The 16,475-nt window shown below is 59.7% G+C and carries 10 protein-coding genes and 2 tRNA genes; 11 read left to right on the top strand and 1 reads right to left on the bottom strand.

Translation table 11 applies throughout. The annotated features are described in order from the left end of the window. Positions 1 to 247 precede the first annotated feature (247 nt). The 11 genes from QRX40_RS06455 to QRX40_RS06405 all read left to right on the top strand — a co-directional run bounded on the left by QRX40_RS06455 (position 248) and on the right by QRX40_RS06405 (position 15,091). Positions 248 to 1,252, top strand: a complete 1,005-nt coding sequence (locus QRX40_RS06455; RefSeq protein WP_313837140.1) for a LacI family DNA-binding transcriptional regulator — start codon at positions 248 to 250, stop codon at positions 1,250 to 1,252. Between the two features lie 348 nt (positions 1,253 to 1,600). After that, on the top strand, positions 1,601 to 3,997 hold the full coding sequence (gene nrdD / locus QRX40_RS06450) for an anaerobic ribonucleoside-triphosphate reductase (protein WP_313837265.1): 2,397 nt from the start codon (positions 1,601 to 1,603) through the stop codon (positions 3,995 to 3,997). A 69-nt stretch (positions 3,998 to 4,066) separates the two neighbouring features. Next, on the top strand, positions 4,067 to 4,789 hold the full coding sequence (gene nrdG / locus QRX40_RS06445; protein ID WP_313837139.1) for an anaerobic ribonucleoside-triphosphate reductase activating protein: 723 nt from the start codon (positions 4,067 to 4,069) through the stop codon (positions 4,787 to 4,789). 56 nt (positions 4,790 to 4,845) lie between these two features. Further along, a complete protein-coding gene (gene gltX / locus QRX40_RS06440; protein WP_313837137.1) occupies positions 4,846 to 6,372 on the top strand; it encodes a glutamate--tRNA ligase in 1,527 nt (508 codons plus the stop codon). 68 nt (positions 6,373 to 6,440) lie between these two features. Then, positions 6,441 to 6,513, top strand: a tRNA-Glu gene (locus tag QRX40_RS06435). Between the two features lie 41 nt (positions 6,514 to 6,554). Continuing rightward, positions 6,555 to 6,626: transfer RNA gene (locus QRX40_RS06430), tRNA-Gln, on the top strand. Between the two features lie 316 nt (positions 6,627 to 6,942). Then, a complete protein-coding gene (locus QRX40_RS06425) occupies positions 6,943 to 8,118 on the top strand; it encodes an NAD(P)/FAD-dependent oxidoreductase (RefSeq protein ID WP_313837135.1) in 1,176 nt (391 codons plus the stop codon). A 281-nt stretch (positions 8,119 to 8,399) separates the two neighbouring features. Continuing rightward, entirely contained in the window at positions 8,400 to 9,452 is a 1,053-nt protein-coding gene (gene cydB / locus QRX40_RS06420; RefSeq protein ID WP_313837133.1) for a cytochrome d ubiquinol oxidase subunit II, read from the top strand. Between the two features lie 61 nt (positions 9,453 to 9,513). Continuing rightward, on the top strand, positions 9,514 to 11,457 hold the full coding sequence (locus QRX40_RS06415; RefSeq protein ID WP_313837131.1) for an ABC transporter ATP-binding protein/permease: 1,944 nt from the start codon (positions 9,514 to 9,516) through the stop codon (positions 11,455 to 11,457). Between the two features lie 67 nt (positions 11,458 to 11,524). Next, positions 11,525 to 13,336: a thiol reductant ABC exporter subunit CydC gene (gene cydC / locus QRX40_RS06410; protein WP_313837130.1), complete on the top strand. Its 1,812-nt coding sequence runs from the start codon at positions 11,525 to 11,527 to the stop codon at positions 13,334 to 13,336. 261 nt (positions 13,337 to 13,597) lie between these two features. Next, complete coding sequence (locus QRX40_RS06405) at positions 13,598 to 15,091, top strand: cytochrome ubiquinol oxidase subunit I (RefSeq protein WP_045923926.1); 1,494 nt, start codon at positions 13,598 to 13,600, stop codon at positions 15,089 to 15,091. Between the two features lie 249 nt (positions 15,092 to 15,340). On the opposite strand, the gene QRX40_RS06400 is transcribed toward QRX40_RS06405, so the two are convergent. Next, on the bottom strand, positions 15,341 to 16,300 hold the full coding sequence (locus QRX40_RS06400; protein ID WP_313837129.1) for a polyprenyl synthetase family protein: 960 nt from the start codon (positions 16,298 to 16,300) through the stop codon (positions 15,341 to 15,343). Positions 16,301 to 16,475 lie beyond the last annotated feature (175 nt).

The following is a 16,475-nucleotide window of genomic DNA, read 5'->3' as shown; positions in this document are numbered from 1 at the left end:
GAGCCCGCGCGACGATCCGGTACGGTCTTGACCGATGGAATTCTGCGATGTGTGCCGCGGCTGCTGCCACCAGCCGCGCGAACAAGACCACTCTAGTCCAAGCCTGCCGGTCCTGCCTCGCCGTGATGAAAGGTTGCATCGTATGCCTCTATACTGGAAACTCACGAGAGGTCCGTGCGGGCCGGCCGCTGTCGGTCTCGTCCGGAACAAGACAACCGATCTCGGTAGGGGTCGACGGAGGGTTCCCATGTCGGTGACCATCAGTGATGTGGCCAAGCAGGCGGGCATGTCCGTGTCCACGGTCTCCCAGGCGCTCAACGACAAGGGGCGCATTTCGCCGCCCACCAAGGACAGGGTCCGCAGGGCGGCCATGGAGCTGGGCTACATCCCCGACAGCCGGGCCCGCTCCATGCGTTCCTCGCGCTCGCATGCCGTTGGCCTGCTGGTTCCCGATATCCGCAATCCTTATTTCTCTGAGCTGGTCTACGCCGTCCAGGACCAGCTCTACTCGGCAGGCTACGCGCCTCTGATCGGCGTGTCCTCTTGCCAAGCCAGCAGGCAGGAGGACTATTACCGCATCCTTCTGTCTCGGCATATGGACGGTGTTTTGGTCGTGCCTGACGGGCCCACCTCGCCCATGTTGCGCACCATGTTGGCAAGGGAATTCCCTGTGGTTTTCGTGGATCGTCCCGACCGGACCCTGCCCGGTGTCCCTTTGGTGGATTCCGATCCTGTGCCCGGCTTGGAGGCGGCCATGGACGCTCTGGCAGCCAGGGGATGCAGACGAGTGGCCTTTGTCCCGGGCCCGGAGAGCCGCTCCTATACTTTTCGCGAGCGTGAGCAGGCTTTTCTGGACGGCGTAGATGTCCGTCAGGGGCTGACAGGATTGGTGATCCGCCAGGGGTTTGAGGATCGTCCCCGGGCGGCTGCGACCATGCGCGGCCTGCTTGGCCAAGGGGTTGACGCTGTCATCTTCGGATACTCGGCTGATGCCATCAAGGCCGTCGCCATGGAGTGGGACGGTGATCTGCGCTCGCGTGTGCCCATGGTCTCCTTCGACGACTTGGAGGTTTTTCAACTGATCAGCCCCCAGGTGTCGGTCATCTCCCAGCAGGTGGATCGCATGGGCCGTCAGGGCGTTGATATGCTCCTATCCATGATCGAGCCGGGGCGGCAGGCTCCGGAGGGCATGGGCGTGGATCGCCGTCTGCGCACCCAAACCCTTTTCGTGCCCAGGGGTCTGCTGGCCTAGGCCTCTTCCTGGTTGATGCAGGAGTCGGGGCTGGACAAAATACGTGCGTGTCGGGCGGCTGTGTCGTCTCTGTGGATGACCTCCAATGGCCTTTCGGCCATTTGCCGCCCTTGTCCAGACCCTGCTATTTGTGACACAGCTCACAAAACAGATAAATTACTAAATGTAGGTAACGAATCATTCTCAGACACTACATATGGTGGTCTCGGCGTGATAGAGTGAGTTCTGTCAGCAAAGAATGACATCCATGTGATTCGCCGTTCCCGGTCTGGAATTTGGGAACGCCAAAGCAACTGCACATGAGTAACCGTACGAATCGTATGAGGAGTGACGATGGATACTGAGGTCATGACCGATAGCGTGAAGGAGCGTGGCATTTCGGATCGCGATGCTGTCGATGGCATTCTGGTCGAGAAGCGCGACGGCCGGATCGTCGATTTTGATCCCGTCAACATCATGAATGCCATCGAAGCCGCCTTCAAGGATGTCAAGCACGAGGTCAGCCCTGAGGATAGCCAGCAGATCCGGGGCATGGCCCTGACCGTCCAGTCCGAGATCACCGATCGCTACACCAACCCGGTCAAGATCGAGGACATCCAGACCCTGGTCGAGCATGCCCTGGTCAATGCCCATCTTTACGAGATCGCTCGCTCCTATACCTCCTACCGTCTCGACCGTGACATTCAGCGGGCCAAGGCCACTGATGTCAACGAGGCTGTCCACCGTCTGACCAGCAAGGACGAGACCCTGGTGCGCGAGAACGCCAACAAGGACGCCAACGTCTACGCCACCCAGCGTGATCTGCTGGCCGGCGCGGTCTCCAAGGCCTCGGCCTTCGCCATGCTGCCCAAGGATGTCTCCAACGCCCATATGAAGGGCGACATCCACTTCCACGACGCGGACTACTCGCCCTTTACGGCCGAGACCAACTGCTCCCTGCCTGACTTCGGCGACATGCTGGCCCACGGTTTCGAGCTGGGCAACGCCATGATGGACTCGCCCAAGTCCATCGGCACGGCCGCCACGCAGATCACCCAGATCATCAAGGACATCGCAGGTTCCCAGTACGGCGGCCAGACCGTCAACCGCTGCGACGAGATGCTGGACAAGTACGCTCGTCTGGACTACAAGAAGAACTATTCCATGGCTGAGGCCGTCCTGCCGGACGAGGAGCCCATCGATGTGGCCAAGGATGTCGTCCGCGGCCTCAAGGCTCGGGAGGCTGACTGGCTCCACCTGGACGATCGTGCTCCCATCGGCGAGGATGCCCCCTTCGATCTGGACGCTCCCCAGATTGTTCGGCTGCGTCAGGTCTATGCCAAGATCCTGACCCGCAAGAACATCTACGACGCCATGCAGACCATGGAGTACCAGATCAACTCCAACCGTGTCAGCAATGGCCAGACCCCCTTTGTCACCGTGGGCTTCGGCCTGGGCACCTCGTGGTTCGCCCGGGAGATTCAGCGCGCCATCTTCCTGATTCGCATCCGTGGTCTTGGCAAGGATCGCCACACGGCCATCTTCCCCAAGCTGGTCTTCACCATCAAGCATGGGCTGAACGCCGACGAGGGTGATCCCAACTATGACATGAAGCAGCTGGCCCTGGAGTGCTCCACCAAGCGGATGTACCCCGATGTGGTCTTCTATGAGAACCTGATCAAGATCACCGGTTCCTTCAAGGCCCCCATGGGCTGCCGCTCCTTCCTTCAGGCCTGGACCAACCCGGAGACCGGGGAGGACGAAGAGGACGGCCGCATGAACCTGGGCGTCGTCACCGTCAACATCCCGCGTATCGCCCTGGAATCCCGCGGCGACAAGGACCGGTTCTGGAAGATCTTCGACCAGCGCATGGAGGTGGCCCATCACGCTCTGCAGTTCCGCATCATGCGCTGCAAGCAGGCCACGCCGATCAACGCCCCGACCCTCTACCAATACGGCGCCTTTGGCAGGCTGAAGCCGACCGACAGCGTGGACACCCTCTTCCGCAACAGCCGTGCCACTGTTTCCTTGGGTTACATCGGTCTCTATGAGGCCACCAGCGTCTTCTACGGCAAGGACTGGATGAAGGACCACTCCTGGGATCCGGAGGGCAAGGAATTCGCCCTGAGCATCGTGCGCCGGATGAATCAGCTCTGCAAGCAGTGGGAGAAGGCTGAGGGATACCACTACTCGGTCTACTCCACCCCGGCCGAGTCGCTGACCGACCGCTTCGCCCGGATGGACAAGGAGAAGTTCGGCGTAGTCGATGGCGTGACCGACCACGACTTCTACACCAACAGCTTCCACTACCCGGTCTGGCTGCGGCCCACGCCCATGGAGAAGCTCAGCTACGAGCGGGACTTCCCTTACCTGGCCTCGGGCGGGTTCATCAACTACTGCGAGTTCCCCTCCATGCAGCAGAACCCCAAGGCCCTGGAAGCGGTCTGGGATTACGCCTACGACATCGGCATCGGCTACTTGGGCACCAACACGCCCATCGATCACTGCTTCGTCTGCGGCTACGAGGGTGACTTCGAGCCCACCGAGGAGGGCTTCAAGTGCCCCGAGTGCGGCAATGACGACCCTGACAAGTGCAACGTGACCAAGCGCACTTGCGGCTACCTGGGCAACCCCGTCCAGCGGCCCATGGTCCACGGCAGGCACGAGGAGATCGCCCACCGCGTCAAGCACATGGAGGGCGAGACCGGCCACGTGGTCCTCAAGGATGGATCCACCAAGGAGTGGTTCGACGACAAGGCCGAATAAGCTCTGACAAGACGCAGTTGATGGCGGGCCAAGTAGTTTGCGGCCCGCCATTGTCATGAGGAGGACCAGATGACGGACAAACAGGCAGTCATGAGAAAGACGGGCGGCCACCGTGACTTCGCAGCTGATGAGCAGGGGCGCGGTCCGGGGGTTCCCTCTGCACTGACCAACAATCCCAAGGCCGGCCAGTGGGACGGTCGCCGGCTCAGTCGGGGAATCGTGGCGGACTACAAGCGTCTGGTCATGACCGACGGCGAGGGGATCCGCTGCTCCCTCTACGTCAGCGGATGCCCCTTCCGCTGCCAGGGGTGCTACAACGCCTCCATATGGGACTTCGGCGCCGGGCACCCCTATACCCAGCAGCTTGAAGACCGCATCATCAAGGACCTGTCGCTGTCCTATGTGCAGGGCATCACCTACCTGGGCGGGGAGCCCCTGCTCAACACCCCCATGCTGCTGGGCCTTTCGGAGCGGATTCGGCGCGAGTTCGGCCACGAGAAGGATATCTGGTGCTGGACCGGCTACACCTGGGAGGAGCTGAACCGGCCGGGGGAGACCCCGGACAAGGCCCAGCTGATCTCCTACCTTGACGTGCTGGTGGACGGACGCTACTTGGAGAATCGGAAGAACAGCCTGCTCCAGTTCCGAGGCTCGGACAACCAGCGGATCATCGACGTGCCACGGTCCTTGGAGCGGGGCCAGGTGGTCATCTGGCCCAAGCTGCACGACCAGACCAGGTTCATTCCCGAGACCTACAGCAAGGACCGTCAGCAGGAGCAGCAGCGGGGCTGATACCGGCTCCTGCTCTGAATTGGTCTACGTCGCCTTGCCGGGGCACAATGGGTGTCATGACTGATGAGCATGATCACGACGCTAAACCCGACCTGCCTAAGGATCTGAGGGTCCGTTTCTGCCCTTCGCCGACCGGCACTCCGCATGTGGGCATGGTCCGCACGGCCCTCTTCAACTGGGCCCAGGCCAGGCACTCGCATGGCACCTTCGTCTTCCGCATCGAGGACACCGATGCCCAGCGCGACAGCGAGGAGAGCTACCAGCAGATTCTGGAGGCCCTCAAGTGGCTGGGTCTGGACTGGGACGAGGGTGTGGAGGTTGGCGGACCGGATGGCCCCTACCGGCAGTCCGAGCGTGGCGACATATACCGCGATGTAGCCCGGCAGTTGCTGGATGCCGGCTACGCCTACGAGTCCTACTCCACCGCCGAGGAGATCAAGGAGCGCAACCTGGCCGCCGGCCGTCCTGCCGCTTTCGGCTACGACGGCTACGACCGCGATCTGAGCGAGGAGCAGCGTCAGGCCTTCCGCGATCAGGGCCGGCGACCAGCCCTGCGCATCCGCATGCCCGACGAGGACATTGCCTTTGACGACCTGATTCGCGGACACATCGAGTTCAAGGCCGGGTCCGTGCCCGACTATGTGATTGTGCGCCCCAACGGCGATCCCCTTTACACGCTGACCAACCCAGTGGATGATGCACTGATGCGCATCAACGTGGTCCTGCGCGGCGAGGATCTGCTCAGCTCCACCCCCCGGCAGATCGTCCTCTACCGCTATTTGATGAAGCTGGGCATCGCTCGGGCCATGCCTCTGTTCGGACACCTGCCCTACGTCATGGGCCAGGGCAAGAAGAAGCTGTCCAAGCGCGACCCCGAGTCCAACCTCTTCCTGCACCGGGAACACGGCTTCATTCCAGAGGGCCTGCTCAACTATCTGGCTCTACTGGGCTGGTCCATCGGCCCCGACCGGGATGTCTTCTCCATGGATGAGATGGTTGAGCACTTCGACATCCGCGACGTCAAGGCCAATCCGGCCCACTTCGACATCGATAAGGCCGTGGCCATCAACGCCGAGCACATCCGCATGCTGGAGCCGCAGGACTTCCTGGACCGGTCCCTGCCTTACCTCAAGCGCGACGGGCTGGTGAGTGCCGAGCGCTGGCAGGATCTGAGCGATCGTGAACAGCGAATTCTGACCGCGGCCGCTCCCTTGGTCCAGCCTCGAGTGCGTCTGCTGGGCGAGGTCTCCGGCATGGTAGGCAGTCTGCTCAGCCAGGAGGAGTACCTGGAACCCGAACCGGATGCCCGAAAACAGCTCAAGGACTCCGCTGGACAGGTTCTGGACCTGGCCATTGCCGCCCTGCAGGATGTGCCAGACCAGGATTGGAAGACCGATCACCTGCACGACCTGCTCACTCAGGCGCTGGTGGTTGAGGGCGGCTACAAGCCCCGTCTGGCCTTCGGCCCGGTCAGGGTGGCGGTCTCGGGAAGGCGGGTCTCACCGCCCCTGTTTGAGTCCTTGGAGATCCTGGGCAAGGGCACAACACTCCGAAGGATGGCCAACTTGCGCCAAAACCTCTGAGCGGGTATATTTCTTTTTTGTTGTGCTACTGACCTGCTGAACCGGGTTCGTACGCGGCGAAAAGTGAAGCCCCCGTCGTCTAGCGGTCTAGGACTACGCCCTCTCACGGCGCCAACACCGGTCCAAATCCGGTCGGGGGTACGACATGTGGCAATCGTCCAAGCGATTGTCGCACAGCCAATTGGGGTATGGTGTAATTGGCAACACAGGTGATTCTGGTTCATCCATTCTTGGTTCGAGTCCAGGTACCCCAGCGATAGAGACATGAAGTCCCCAAGGAGCGGAATACCGACACGGTGTTCCGCTCTTCTTATTTACGCATTACCATGGATTCTAGGGATGCTTCTGGTTTGCAAGGCGGCGGTCGGAGGCGTCCACCAGAGTTGCCCACGGTGTGAGCAAGCAAACAAAAAGAGGAGGCCCGGCAGACTGCTATGTCAGAGTTTCCGATGATGGAATCTGATACTTTGAGCATAGAAGCTTGAGTGAGGAACCCAATCGTCGGCTGATCGGGCTACATCACCCGGTATATGAATCATTGTACGATTTTTTCGATAAAGGTGTGTGATTATGACGACAATCATGGTGTTGGGAGCTGGTTATGCGGGTCTTCGCGTGGTCAAGAAGCTGGCTCATGCAAAGACCGATGCCCATATAGTCCTGGTCAATCAGAACGAGTACCACTACGAGTCCACCCAGCTGCACCAGGTGGCGGCGGGAACCAAGGAGCCGGCGGACGTGGTCTTCGACCTGCGCAAGTCCCTGCCTGATTCGGTGGAGCTGATTATTGACAAGGTGGTTGGCATCGATCAGGACAACCGCAAGGTCAGCCTGGAGCATCACGATCCTCTGTCCTATGATTACCTGGTCAACGCCCTGGGCTTCGAGTCCGAAACCTTTGGCATCAAGGGGGCCGATGAGTACGGGTGGCCTCTTGTTGATGTGGACACCGCTCTGGCGGCCCGCAAGAAGCTTGAGCAAACGTTGGCCCGCTACCAGACCAGCCATGATCCGCTGGATCTGAGCATCGTGGTCTGTGGTGCTGGCTTCACCAGCATCGAGTACCTGGGCGAGCTGGTCTACCGTCTGCCTCAGCTCTCAAAGCGTCTGGGCTTCCCCATGGATCAGGTCAAGGTGGACTGCATAGAGGCCTCGCCCAAGATTCTGCCCATGTTCAGCAAGGATCTGGTCGACTGGGCTGTGGATTACCTGCGCAAGCGGGGAGTCAACTTCCACACCTCGACCCCCATTACCGAGGTCAGGCAGGATGCTGTGGTCTCCAATGACCAGGAGTTCAAGGCCCATACAATCATTTGGACAACGGGTGTGCGTGGTAGCCACGTTATTGCCGATTCCGGGTATAATCAGAAGCGTAACCGTGTAGTGGTCAGGGATGACCTGTCGGTGGAGCAGCATCCAGAGGAATTCCTGGTGGGTGATGTCAGCGCCGTTCCCGACCCCCAATCGGGTCGGCTCTATCCAACCACTGCACAGATTTCGATGGCCCAGGCTGATACCGCGGCCGCGAATGTCCTCGCCAGAATGCGGGGGCAGGAGCCCCAGCGGTTCACCTACAGAAGCCTGGGGACCGTGTGCTCTCTCGGTCCTCACGATGGGGTTGCCGAAATCGACCGTATGGGCACGCTGAAGCTCAAGGGCAAGGTGGTCTCGATCCTGAAGTGGATCGTAAACGAGCGGTCGGTCCTGGAATTGGCTGACGTGCGTACCATGTTGGAGAGCAACTGAACCAGCGTCTCAAGGGACGCAAAGGGCTAGACGACGAGGGAGAGGAGGACGAACATGATTCAGGTCATGTGGAAGCGGCGCATGTTCGTCCCGTCCCAGCCTCGGATTGGATCGTTCTGGGCGACGATGGCCATCGGCCCTGCGTCCATCGACATTATTGACTACCTCCTGCTCCTCCTCATTCTGGCGAAGACCGTGGCCGACTGTGGCCTCCGCCAGAATGTTGGAGGCCCCCGTGCCCGTGCGCGGATCGGCAGGAGCGAGAGGAGAGTGGCATTAGCATGAGTTTTCTACAAGGTTTGTGGTTCTTTGTCATCGGCCTGCTTTTTGCAGGATTCCTTCTGCTTGAAGGATTCGACTTTGGCGTTGGCATGGCTACCAGGTTCGTGGCCCGCGATGGTGATGAGCGCGCCACCTTCATGAGGGCTATTGGCCCCCACTGGGATGGCAACGAGGTCTGGCTGATCACCGCCGGCGGCGCTATGTTTGCTGCTTTCCCACTCTGGTACGCCTCCCTCTTCTCCGGGTATTACCTCCTGCTCTTCCTGGTGCTGGTCTCCCTGATCCTGCGCGGCGTCTCTTTCGAGTTCGCCTCCCATGCGCTGACCAGCCGTGAGCGTGGTGTCTGGCAGTGGGCCAACTTCATCGGCTCGCTCTTTGCGCCATTCTTCCTGGGCATGATGCTGACCAGCCTGATCCAGGGCATTCCCATGGATAAGAACGGCGATGCATGGCCCGGGTTCTTCGACGTGTTCAACTGGCTGTCTGTGGTCGGCGGCATCGCTGTCGTCTTCTTCAGCTTCGTTCATGGCCTGCACTTCCTGAGCCTGAAGATGGGGGTCATGGATTCCCGTCGGATGCTCAACGTCAGCGAGAAGGCTTACTGGATCGCCTATCCGGCTCTGGTCGTCTTCGTGCTCCTGGCCATCTTCAACACCGACTTCTACAAGGCGCGTCCCTTGTCCACCTGGCTGATCACCGTAATTATCCTGGCCTCGGTTATTGGAGGTCACGTTGCCGTTTTCAAGAAGCATGGCGGCTACGCTTTCACCTGCTCGGGCATCACCCTGATGGCCATCATCGCCTTTATCTTCAACGGGCTCTTCCCGCGGGTGATGATCGCTGATGATCCGGCCCACAGCCTGCTGATTCAGGATGCTTCGGCTTCGCCGCTGACCATGAAGATCATGACTGTGGTGCTTTGCATCTTCCTGCCCATCATGCTGGCCTACTTCATCTGGAGCTACTTCATCCAGCGCAAGCGGCTGGACACCGATGGTGCCCATCTGGCCTCTCCTGTGGCCCCTTCGGCCACTGTGGCTGAGACCGTCTGAAAGTTAAAGGAGGCAGGGGGGCAGTGCTGGCAGGACCGGAGCGCATCCGGAGGATAATGCATTGATTGACAAAAATCTCTTCCGTTTCGACGGAGTCCGGTCCACATTGGGTCTGCTGGCCGCACTGTCCCTGGTTCAGGGAATAGGCGTGGTGGTTCAGGCCTATGGGTTGACCCTGGCTCTGGTGCGTATTTGGCACCTTCAGAACCTCAAGGTGCTGGTGGTGCCGGTACTGATCTTTCTGGCCGCCTACACCTGTCGACAGCTCTGCGATGTGGCCAAGGATCGTTTTGCCACTGACCGTGCCGACGCCATCATAGCCGAACTTCGGCCCCGTATTCAGGACAAGGTCTTCTCGCTGGGGCCGTCGGCTCTGGCCCGGCGTGGCACGGGCTCGGCCGTCACCATGCTGGTGGATGGGCTTGACCAGGTGCGTACCTACGTGCTGACGGTCCTGCCAAAGATGATGGATCTCATCTTCATCCCATTGATTGTCTTGGTTGTGGTCTGGACCCAGGATGCAGGTTCCGGGCTCATCCTCCTGCTCATGTTGCCCCTGCTTATCTTCTTCATGGTCATCCTGGGCCTGGCAGCCAGGGATCGTTCCAGTCGGCAGTACGCTCAGTTCCGCAAGCTCAACACCAGGTTCATGGATACGGTCCTGGGCCTGCCGACCCTGAAGATGCTGGGCATTGACAAGGAGTACGAGGACGAGATCTATTCGGTCTCGGACCGCTTCCGCAAGAGGACCATGAGCGTTATCAGGGTGGCCATGACCTCCACCTTTGCTCTGGACTTCTTTGCCACCTTGGCCATCGCCATCATGGCTGTCTTCCTGGGCAACAATCTGATCAATGCCAAGGTGGAGCTCTTTCCAGCCCTCCTGGCCCTGATTCTGGCCCCTGAGTACTTCATGCCCATCCGCCAGTTCGGAGACGACTTCCACGCCACGCTGAACGGCAAGAACGCCTTGGACGATATTGCGGATATGCTGGCGCAACCAGAGCCCAAGCGCTTGGAGGAACTGGATTGGTCCGGGTGGAAGGAGGACAGCCACCTGCGCCTGGAAGGAATAGACTTCGCCTATCCTGGCCCCAAGCCGGTAGAGAGCAATGCTTCAGCCGGGGCGCAGATGGATGCCATGGCCAAGTCCGAGAGCCAAAAGTCCGGCAAGAAGAGCAGCAAGCGCAAGTCTTCCAAGGTTCATGACGGTAATGGGGGAGCGGCCTCGGCTGAGGTCGGTTCCATGGCATCGCAGGGAACTGGAGACGAGGCAGCTGTGGATTCGCAGGAACAACCTCTGGCACTGAGCGGCCTGGACTTCAACCTCAATGGTTTTTCCAAGGTGGCCATTGTCGGTCGTTCTGGAGCCGGCAAGTCCACGTTGATGGATCTGCTGGCCGGCTTTGACCAGCCCAAGGCAGGCGCCATCGACCTGGATGGTCATCAGCTGGAGCATTGCAACGTGGCTGCCTGGCAGCGGCACATCAGCTATATTCCGCAGAACCCCTTCATCTTCCACGGCACAGTGGCCGACAACATCCGCTTCTACAAGCAGGATGCAGACGATGCCGCCGTGGCCCGTGCAGCCGACCGAGCCGGATTGACCGACTGGCTGCAAACATTGTCTGACGGTCTGGATACGCGGATTGGAGAGGGCAACCGAGGCATCAGCGGCGGCCAGGCCCAGCGAATTGCCCTGGCCAGAGGGATCCTTGACCCCTCACGCGAGATTCTGTTCTTTGATGAGCCCACAGCCCACCTGGACATCGAGACCGAATACGACCTGAAGCAGACCCTGCTGCCCATCATGGACGGGCACTTGGTTGTCCTGGCCACCCACCGGCTGCACTGGCTGGCCAACATGGACTGGGTGATCATGCTGGAGCATGGACGAATTGTCGCCCAGGGCGATCCGCGCAAGCTGATTGGTCAAGGCGGACCCTTGGATGCGCTGATCGATGAGATGGGAGGGAACCAGATTGCCGACTACCAGCAGGACTGAAACCGCCGGAAGAAATGGCACGGGATCGTCGAAGACCTCCCGCCGCGGCCGCGGGCTGTCAGGCTACATGCATATCTGGCATCGGGACCATTGGTTCTGGCCCTACCTGCGTGAAAACAAGGGGCTGCTTGCCCTGATCTTCTTCCTGGGAACCATCACCTTCGTGTGCGCGGCTGGACTGATGTTCACATCGGGATTCCTGATCAGCAGGTCGGCCCGCCATCCCTTCAACATCTTCGCCGTATACGTGCCGGTGGTCCTTACCAGGGCCTTCGGCATCGGACGACCCACATTCAAGTACATGGAGCGCATCAAGAGCCATGACTGGGTGCTCCGGGTGGTTTCCAAGCTGCGGGTTCAGCTCTACCGCACCCTCTCGCAGGATGCGGCCTTCCTGAACGAGCATGAGCGCACAGGCACGGTCCTGGGCATGCTCTCGGACGACCTGGACCATCTGGAGAACTTCTACCTGCGCACCATCTTCCCCACGGTCGTAGCCTACATGATGTGGGTGGTGGTGACCATCGCCGTAGGCGTCTTCTCCTGGCTGACCTCGCTCCTGCTCTTCCTGCTTTTTGCCCTGATCCTGATCCTGATCCCGCTGGTCTCGCTGGCTTATTCAGACGGGCGTTACGACATGGAGAAGGCACGGCGGCAGGATCAATACACTGCAGTGACCGAGAGCTACATGGGCCTGGGGGATTGGGTGATCACTCGCCGTCGCCACCGCTTCGTGGACACGGCGTCCGGTGACTTCAACGACATCGCCACCGGCCGCAAAGAGCAGAAGCGGTTTGAACGCTGGCGCAACTGCGGTATCCAAATGATTTTCGCCCTCATGGTGGTGGCTCTGATTGTTGGAGCGGATCTGCGTATGACCAGCTCCACCTCCATTGCGGACTTCGCGGCAGCCGTGGTCCTGGCGGTTTTCCCTCTGGTCGACTGCTTCATTGTGGTCTCCCAGGCCGTGGCCGAGGTTCCCCTTTACACAGACTCGCTGGATCACCTGAATGATCTGACCGAGCGGGTCGAGTCCCGGCGAATTGAGCCGAGCGCCCAGACCAGGCTGGAGGGGCCGATCAAGTCAATCGTCTTCGACCATGTCAGCTTCTCCTATGGTCCTGATGACCCCCTGCTGCTGGACGACTTCAGCCTGCGAATCGAAGGTGGGCAGCGCGTGGCCCTGCTCGGTCCCAGCGGCGAGGGCAAGACGACGGTCCTTCAGCTGCTCCTGGGCGACCTGCGCCCCACCAGTGGCCGCATCCTGATCAATGGAATACCGGTCGATGCCTTGCAGGATCAGCGTCCTGAGCTCTTTGGCTACCTGAACCAGCAGGCCTTCCTCTTCAACACCACCATCGCCTCCAACGTGCGTCTGGGCGCTCCCCAGGCCGATGATGATCAGGTTCGCCAGGCTCTGAAGGCTGTACAGCTGGATCAGGTCGTAGATGACATGCCCCAGGGAATCGACACGCCGGTGGATGAGGCTGGCGGCCGTCTTTCAGGCGGGCAGCGCCAGCGTCTGGCCCTGGCCAGGATTGTGCTCAAGCGCACGCCGATCATTCTTCTGGACGAGCCAACCATCGGTCTGGATCCCATAACCGAGCGGCGGCTCATGGCCATGATCTTCAAGGTCAGCCAGGATCGCACCCTTCTTTGGGTGACGCACCACCTCCAGGGGCTGGAGGAGGCCGACCAGGTCATCTTTATGCAGGATGGTCATATAGCCATGCAGGGTCGACCTGTTGATTTGTACCATGAGAACGCCCGTTTCCGTGAACTTTATCGCATGGATGTCTCGGACGTGGACAATGGTGCCGGTCAAGGGATATACTTAAAGAAGCAGTCAGATTCAGATGGACGGAACCCTGTTGAATGACCATCAGGCTGTTTCCCGAGCAATGAATTTTGCACGGTTGTCGGGTCGCCGATCTTGTCGGATGGCTTCCCGGCCGGTCACCGTGCGCCGTCGGTTCATGGACTGGACGGAAAGGAAACCGGAGCCCGTGGAAGCGACCAGGTCGCGAAGTCGGGGAGAGCTGAAAGGTTCTTGTGGGCACAAGCCTGGTCATATCTGAATCCGTCCGGATTCGACCCGTGTACCCGCGCCCGACGAACCCTGCAGAGATTGGGAGGAACGATGTTCACTGTATTGGGATTGTCTAGATTCCAGTTCGCCATGACGACGATATTCCACTTCTTCTATGTCCCTATGACCATCGGTCTGGCCCTGGCGGTCGCCATCATGGAGACCACCTATGTGGTGACCAAGAAGGATGTCTACAAGAAGATGACCATGTTCTGGTCCAAGATCTTCCTGCTCTCTTTCGCGGTCGGCGTGGTCACGGGCATCATCCAGGAGTTCCAGTTCGGCATGAATTGGTCAAACTACTCCAGGTTCATGGGTGACATCTTCGGTGCCCCCCTGGCCATCGAGGCCCTGCTGGCCTTCTTCCTGGAGTCCACTTTCATCGGCGTGTGGATGTTCACCTGGAATAGGTTCAAGCCGGCCGTGCATGTGATCTTCATCTGGCTGACCTTCCTGGGTTCCTCCATGTCGGCCATCTGGATTCTGGCTGCCAACAGCTTCATGCAGCACCCGGTTGGTTTCGAGATCAACCAGGCCACCGGTCATGTGCGACTGCGCAGCTTCGGTGATGTCATGTCCAATCCCCAGCTGTGGATCGAGTTCCCCCACGTCTTCTTCGCCGCCGTCTGCACAGGGGCCTTCGTGGTCATGGGCTGCAGCGCCTTCAGCCTGCTGAGAATGCACATGGGGAACAAGGATCAGGCCGTGGCCGCTGTCGAGGCCGACTCCGAGAAGCAGGCCAAGGTCAACCTGTTCACCAAGTCCATTCGTCTGGCCGCCCTGCTCGGTCTTATCGGTTCCATCTGCGTGATCACCTACGGTGATTTGCAGGGCAAGTACATCGTGACCGATCAGCCCATGAAGCTGGCCGCCACCGAAGGCATCTACGAGGACACCGGCGATCCCGCTCCTTGGAATGCCGTGGCTCTGATCAATGAGAAGGACCACAAGATTGAAGGGTCCGTCGAGATTCCCGGAGCCATGTCACAGCTGGCTTACGGCAAGAAGACAGGCGCCGTCAAGGGCATGAACACCGTCAACAAGGAGTTGCACGAGAAGTACGATGCCAAGTATGGCAAGGACATGAACTACTACGTGCCGGTCACCACCCTATTCTGGGTCTTCCGTCTGATGGTCGGAATCGGGTTTGCCTTTGCCCTGATATCAGCATTGGTGCTCTGGTTCACACGTAAGAAGAAGAACACCCTGTTCACCACACGCTGGAAGCTCTGGATCATGGGTATCTTTACTTTCGCCCCCTTCGCTGCGACGACCAGTGGCTGGCTGGTGACTGAGCTGGGACGATACCCATGGCTGGTCTATGGTTACCAGACCATTGCCGATGGCGTTTCGCCCACCAGCACGGTGCCGAACCTGCTCTTCACCTGCATTGTCTACTTCCTGCTCTTCCTGGTTCTGGGCGGAGTCATGGTCTTCTATACCAGGAGGACCCTGCACCAGGGACCCTTCTACAAGCCGGATGACGGCAATGGGCCGCAGCCTGCCAAGGTGCATGGCGCACCAGCTCGGGTGGCCCTGGCCTAATGGCCGACTGACCTTAAACACTCCCTTCCCCTTCGGTAAATCCCCCGCTTCGGACCGTATGGTCCGGAACGGGGGATTTGCTGTCATAGGGTGTTTGTCATCAGCGGCTGCCAGCCGTGGTGAGATTCAGAAAAGAGAGCAATGCCAAGCATGAAGTGGCAGATATGACGGATGTTCGGCTCGTGGCTGATAGGAGGCTGGTCTCACTCGCTCTAGTTATGCTGCGCCGGTTCCGCCGCGCCGATTCGGTCAGACCTGGGCAGTCAGCTTGCTTACAATCCGCTGCAGTAAGCTGCGTATGCCCTCAGACATGGGGGAATCCTCCAGGCTGTCTGAAGCCCGCCGCAGATAGTCTTTGGCGGTTTGACGGCTGCTTTCCATCAACTGGGGATGTGCTCTGAGGTAGTTGACTACCTGTTCGGGATCCTCCTGCTGTACCAAGGTTCTGAAGTTCTCATCCTTCTGGAACCCCAGCAGAACCGGCAGAGTGTAGATTCCGTCGCGGATATCCTCCAGCTTGGGTTTGCCGGTGTCACGATCCAGATCAAAATCGTTGATGTCGTCAATGATCTGGAAGGCCATGCCTAGATTGCCGCCGAAGTCTCTGGCGGTCTGCTCCAAGGCCGGGTCAGTTGGCTGGCCGTCAAGGCGGATCCCGGTCAGGCAGGCCAGTCGGAAGAGGGCTGCGGTCTTGCCTGAGATGGCTCGGTCGTAATCGTCAATGGTTATGTGGGTGTGGTGGCGGTCGGACTCCTGGTAGAGCTCTCCACCTACGATCTCGCAGACCGTGCCGGCCTGTTCGCGGATAAAGCCTGTGTCAGGGGCGATGGAGGCCATGATCTCCATGTAGCGGGAGAGGATCAGATCACCTAGATAGATGGCGGCCTTGTTGCCCCGGATGGTGTGGACCGTGGGCTTGTTGCGGCGGATGGGGGCGTTGTCCAGAACGTCGTCATGGACCAAGGTAGCTAGATGAAGCATCTCGATGGCGGCGGCGCCGGTGATGACGGTATCGTCCAAGTGTCCTTCGACCTGTGCTCCGGCCCGCGCAAAGAGAACCACCATGGCGGCGCGAATCATCTTGCCGTGGTTATCCAGCAGTCGACGGTAATCCTCCTGATAGGGCGCTACATGAGTACGTTCCTGGTGCAGGCGGTCGACAACCCGCTCAAGATCCTTGCGCAACAGGAGCTCTTGTCCTTCTGCCATGGAGGTACGCTCCCTCTATCTCGTTAAGAATCGCAACGTATCCAATATACCAAGACTGGAGCCAGGTCTGAAGATTGTCCCCCCCGGTCCTGGCTGTCGTCGTAACCACTGTGGTCAAGCTAACACCAGGGTGTCGCTGTGCTGGCATGACGCCTAGGTCTGCATCCGATTCGTA

The sequence above is a fragment of the Bifidobacterium sp. H6bp9 genome (assembly GCF_032193695.1).
Taxonomy (GTDB): Bacteria; Actinomycetota; Actinomycetes; order Actinomycetales; family Bifidobacteriaceae; genus Bombiscardovia; species Bombiscardovia kimbladii.
Note: the sequence above shows the minus strand (reverse complement) of the source record. Positions and strands in the feature narration are given on the sequence as shown.

Excerpts from the sequence above, each read along its gene's own strand:
- QRX40_RS06455 (WP_313837140.1), top strand. The coding sequence starts at position 248 with ATGTCGGTGACCATCAGTGATGTGGCCAAGCAGGCGGGCATGTCCGTG.
- nrdD (WP_313837265.1), top strand. The coding sequence starts at position 1,601 with ATGACCGATAGCGTGAAGGAGCGTGGCATTTCGGATCGCGATGCTGTC.
- nrdG (WP_313837139.1), top strand. The coding sequence starts at position 4,067 with ATGACGGACAAACAGGCAGTCATGAGAAAGACGGGCGGCCACCGTGAC.
- gltX (WP_313837137.1), top strand. The coding sequence starts at position 4,846 with ATGACTGATGAGCATGATCACGACGCTAAACCCGACCTGCCTAAGGAT.
- QRX40_RS06425 (WP_313837135.1), top strand. The coding sequence starts at position 6,943 with ATGACGACAATCATGGTGTTGGGAGCTGGTTATGCGGGTCTTCGCGTG.
- cydB (WP_313837133.1), top strand. The coding sequence starts at position 8,400 with ATGAGTTTTCTACAAGGTTTGTGGTTCTTTGTCATCGGCCTGCTTTTT.
- cydC (WP_313837130.1), top strand. The coding sequence starts at position 11,525 with ATGCATATCTGGCATCGGGACCATTGGTTCTGGCCCTACCTGCGTGAA.
- QRX40_RS06405 (WP_045923926.1), top strand. The coding sequence starts at position 13,598 with ATGTTCACTGTATTGGGATTGTCTAGATTCCAGTTCGCCATGACGACG.
- QRX40_RS06400 (WP_313837129.1), bottom strand. The coding sequence starts at position 16,300 with ATGGCAGAAGGACAAGAGCTCCTGTTGCGCAAGGATCTTGAGCGGGTT.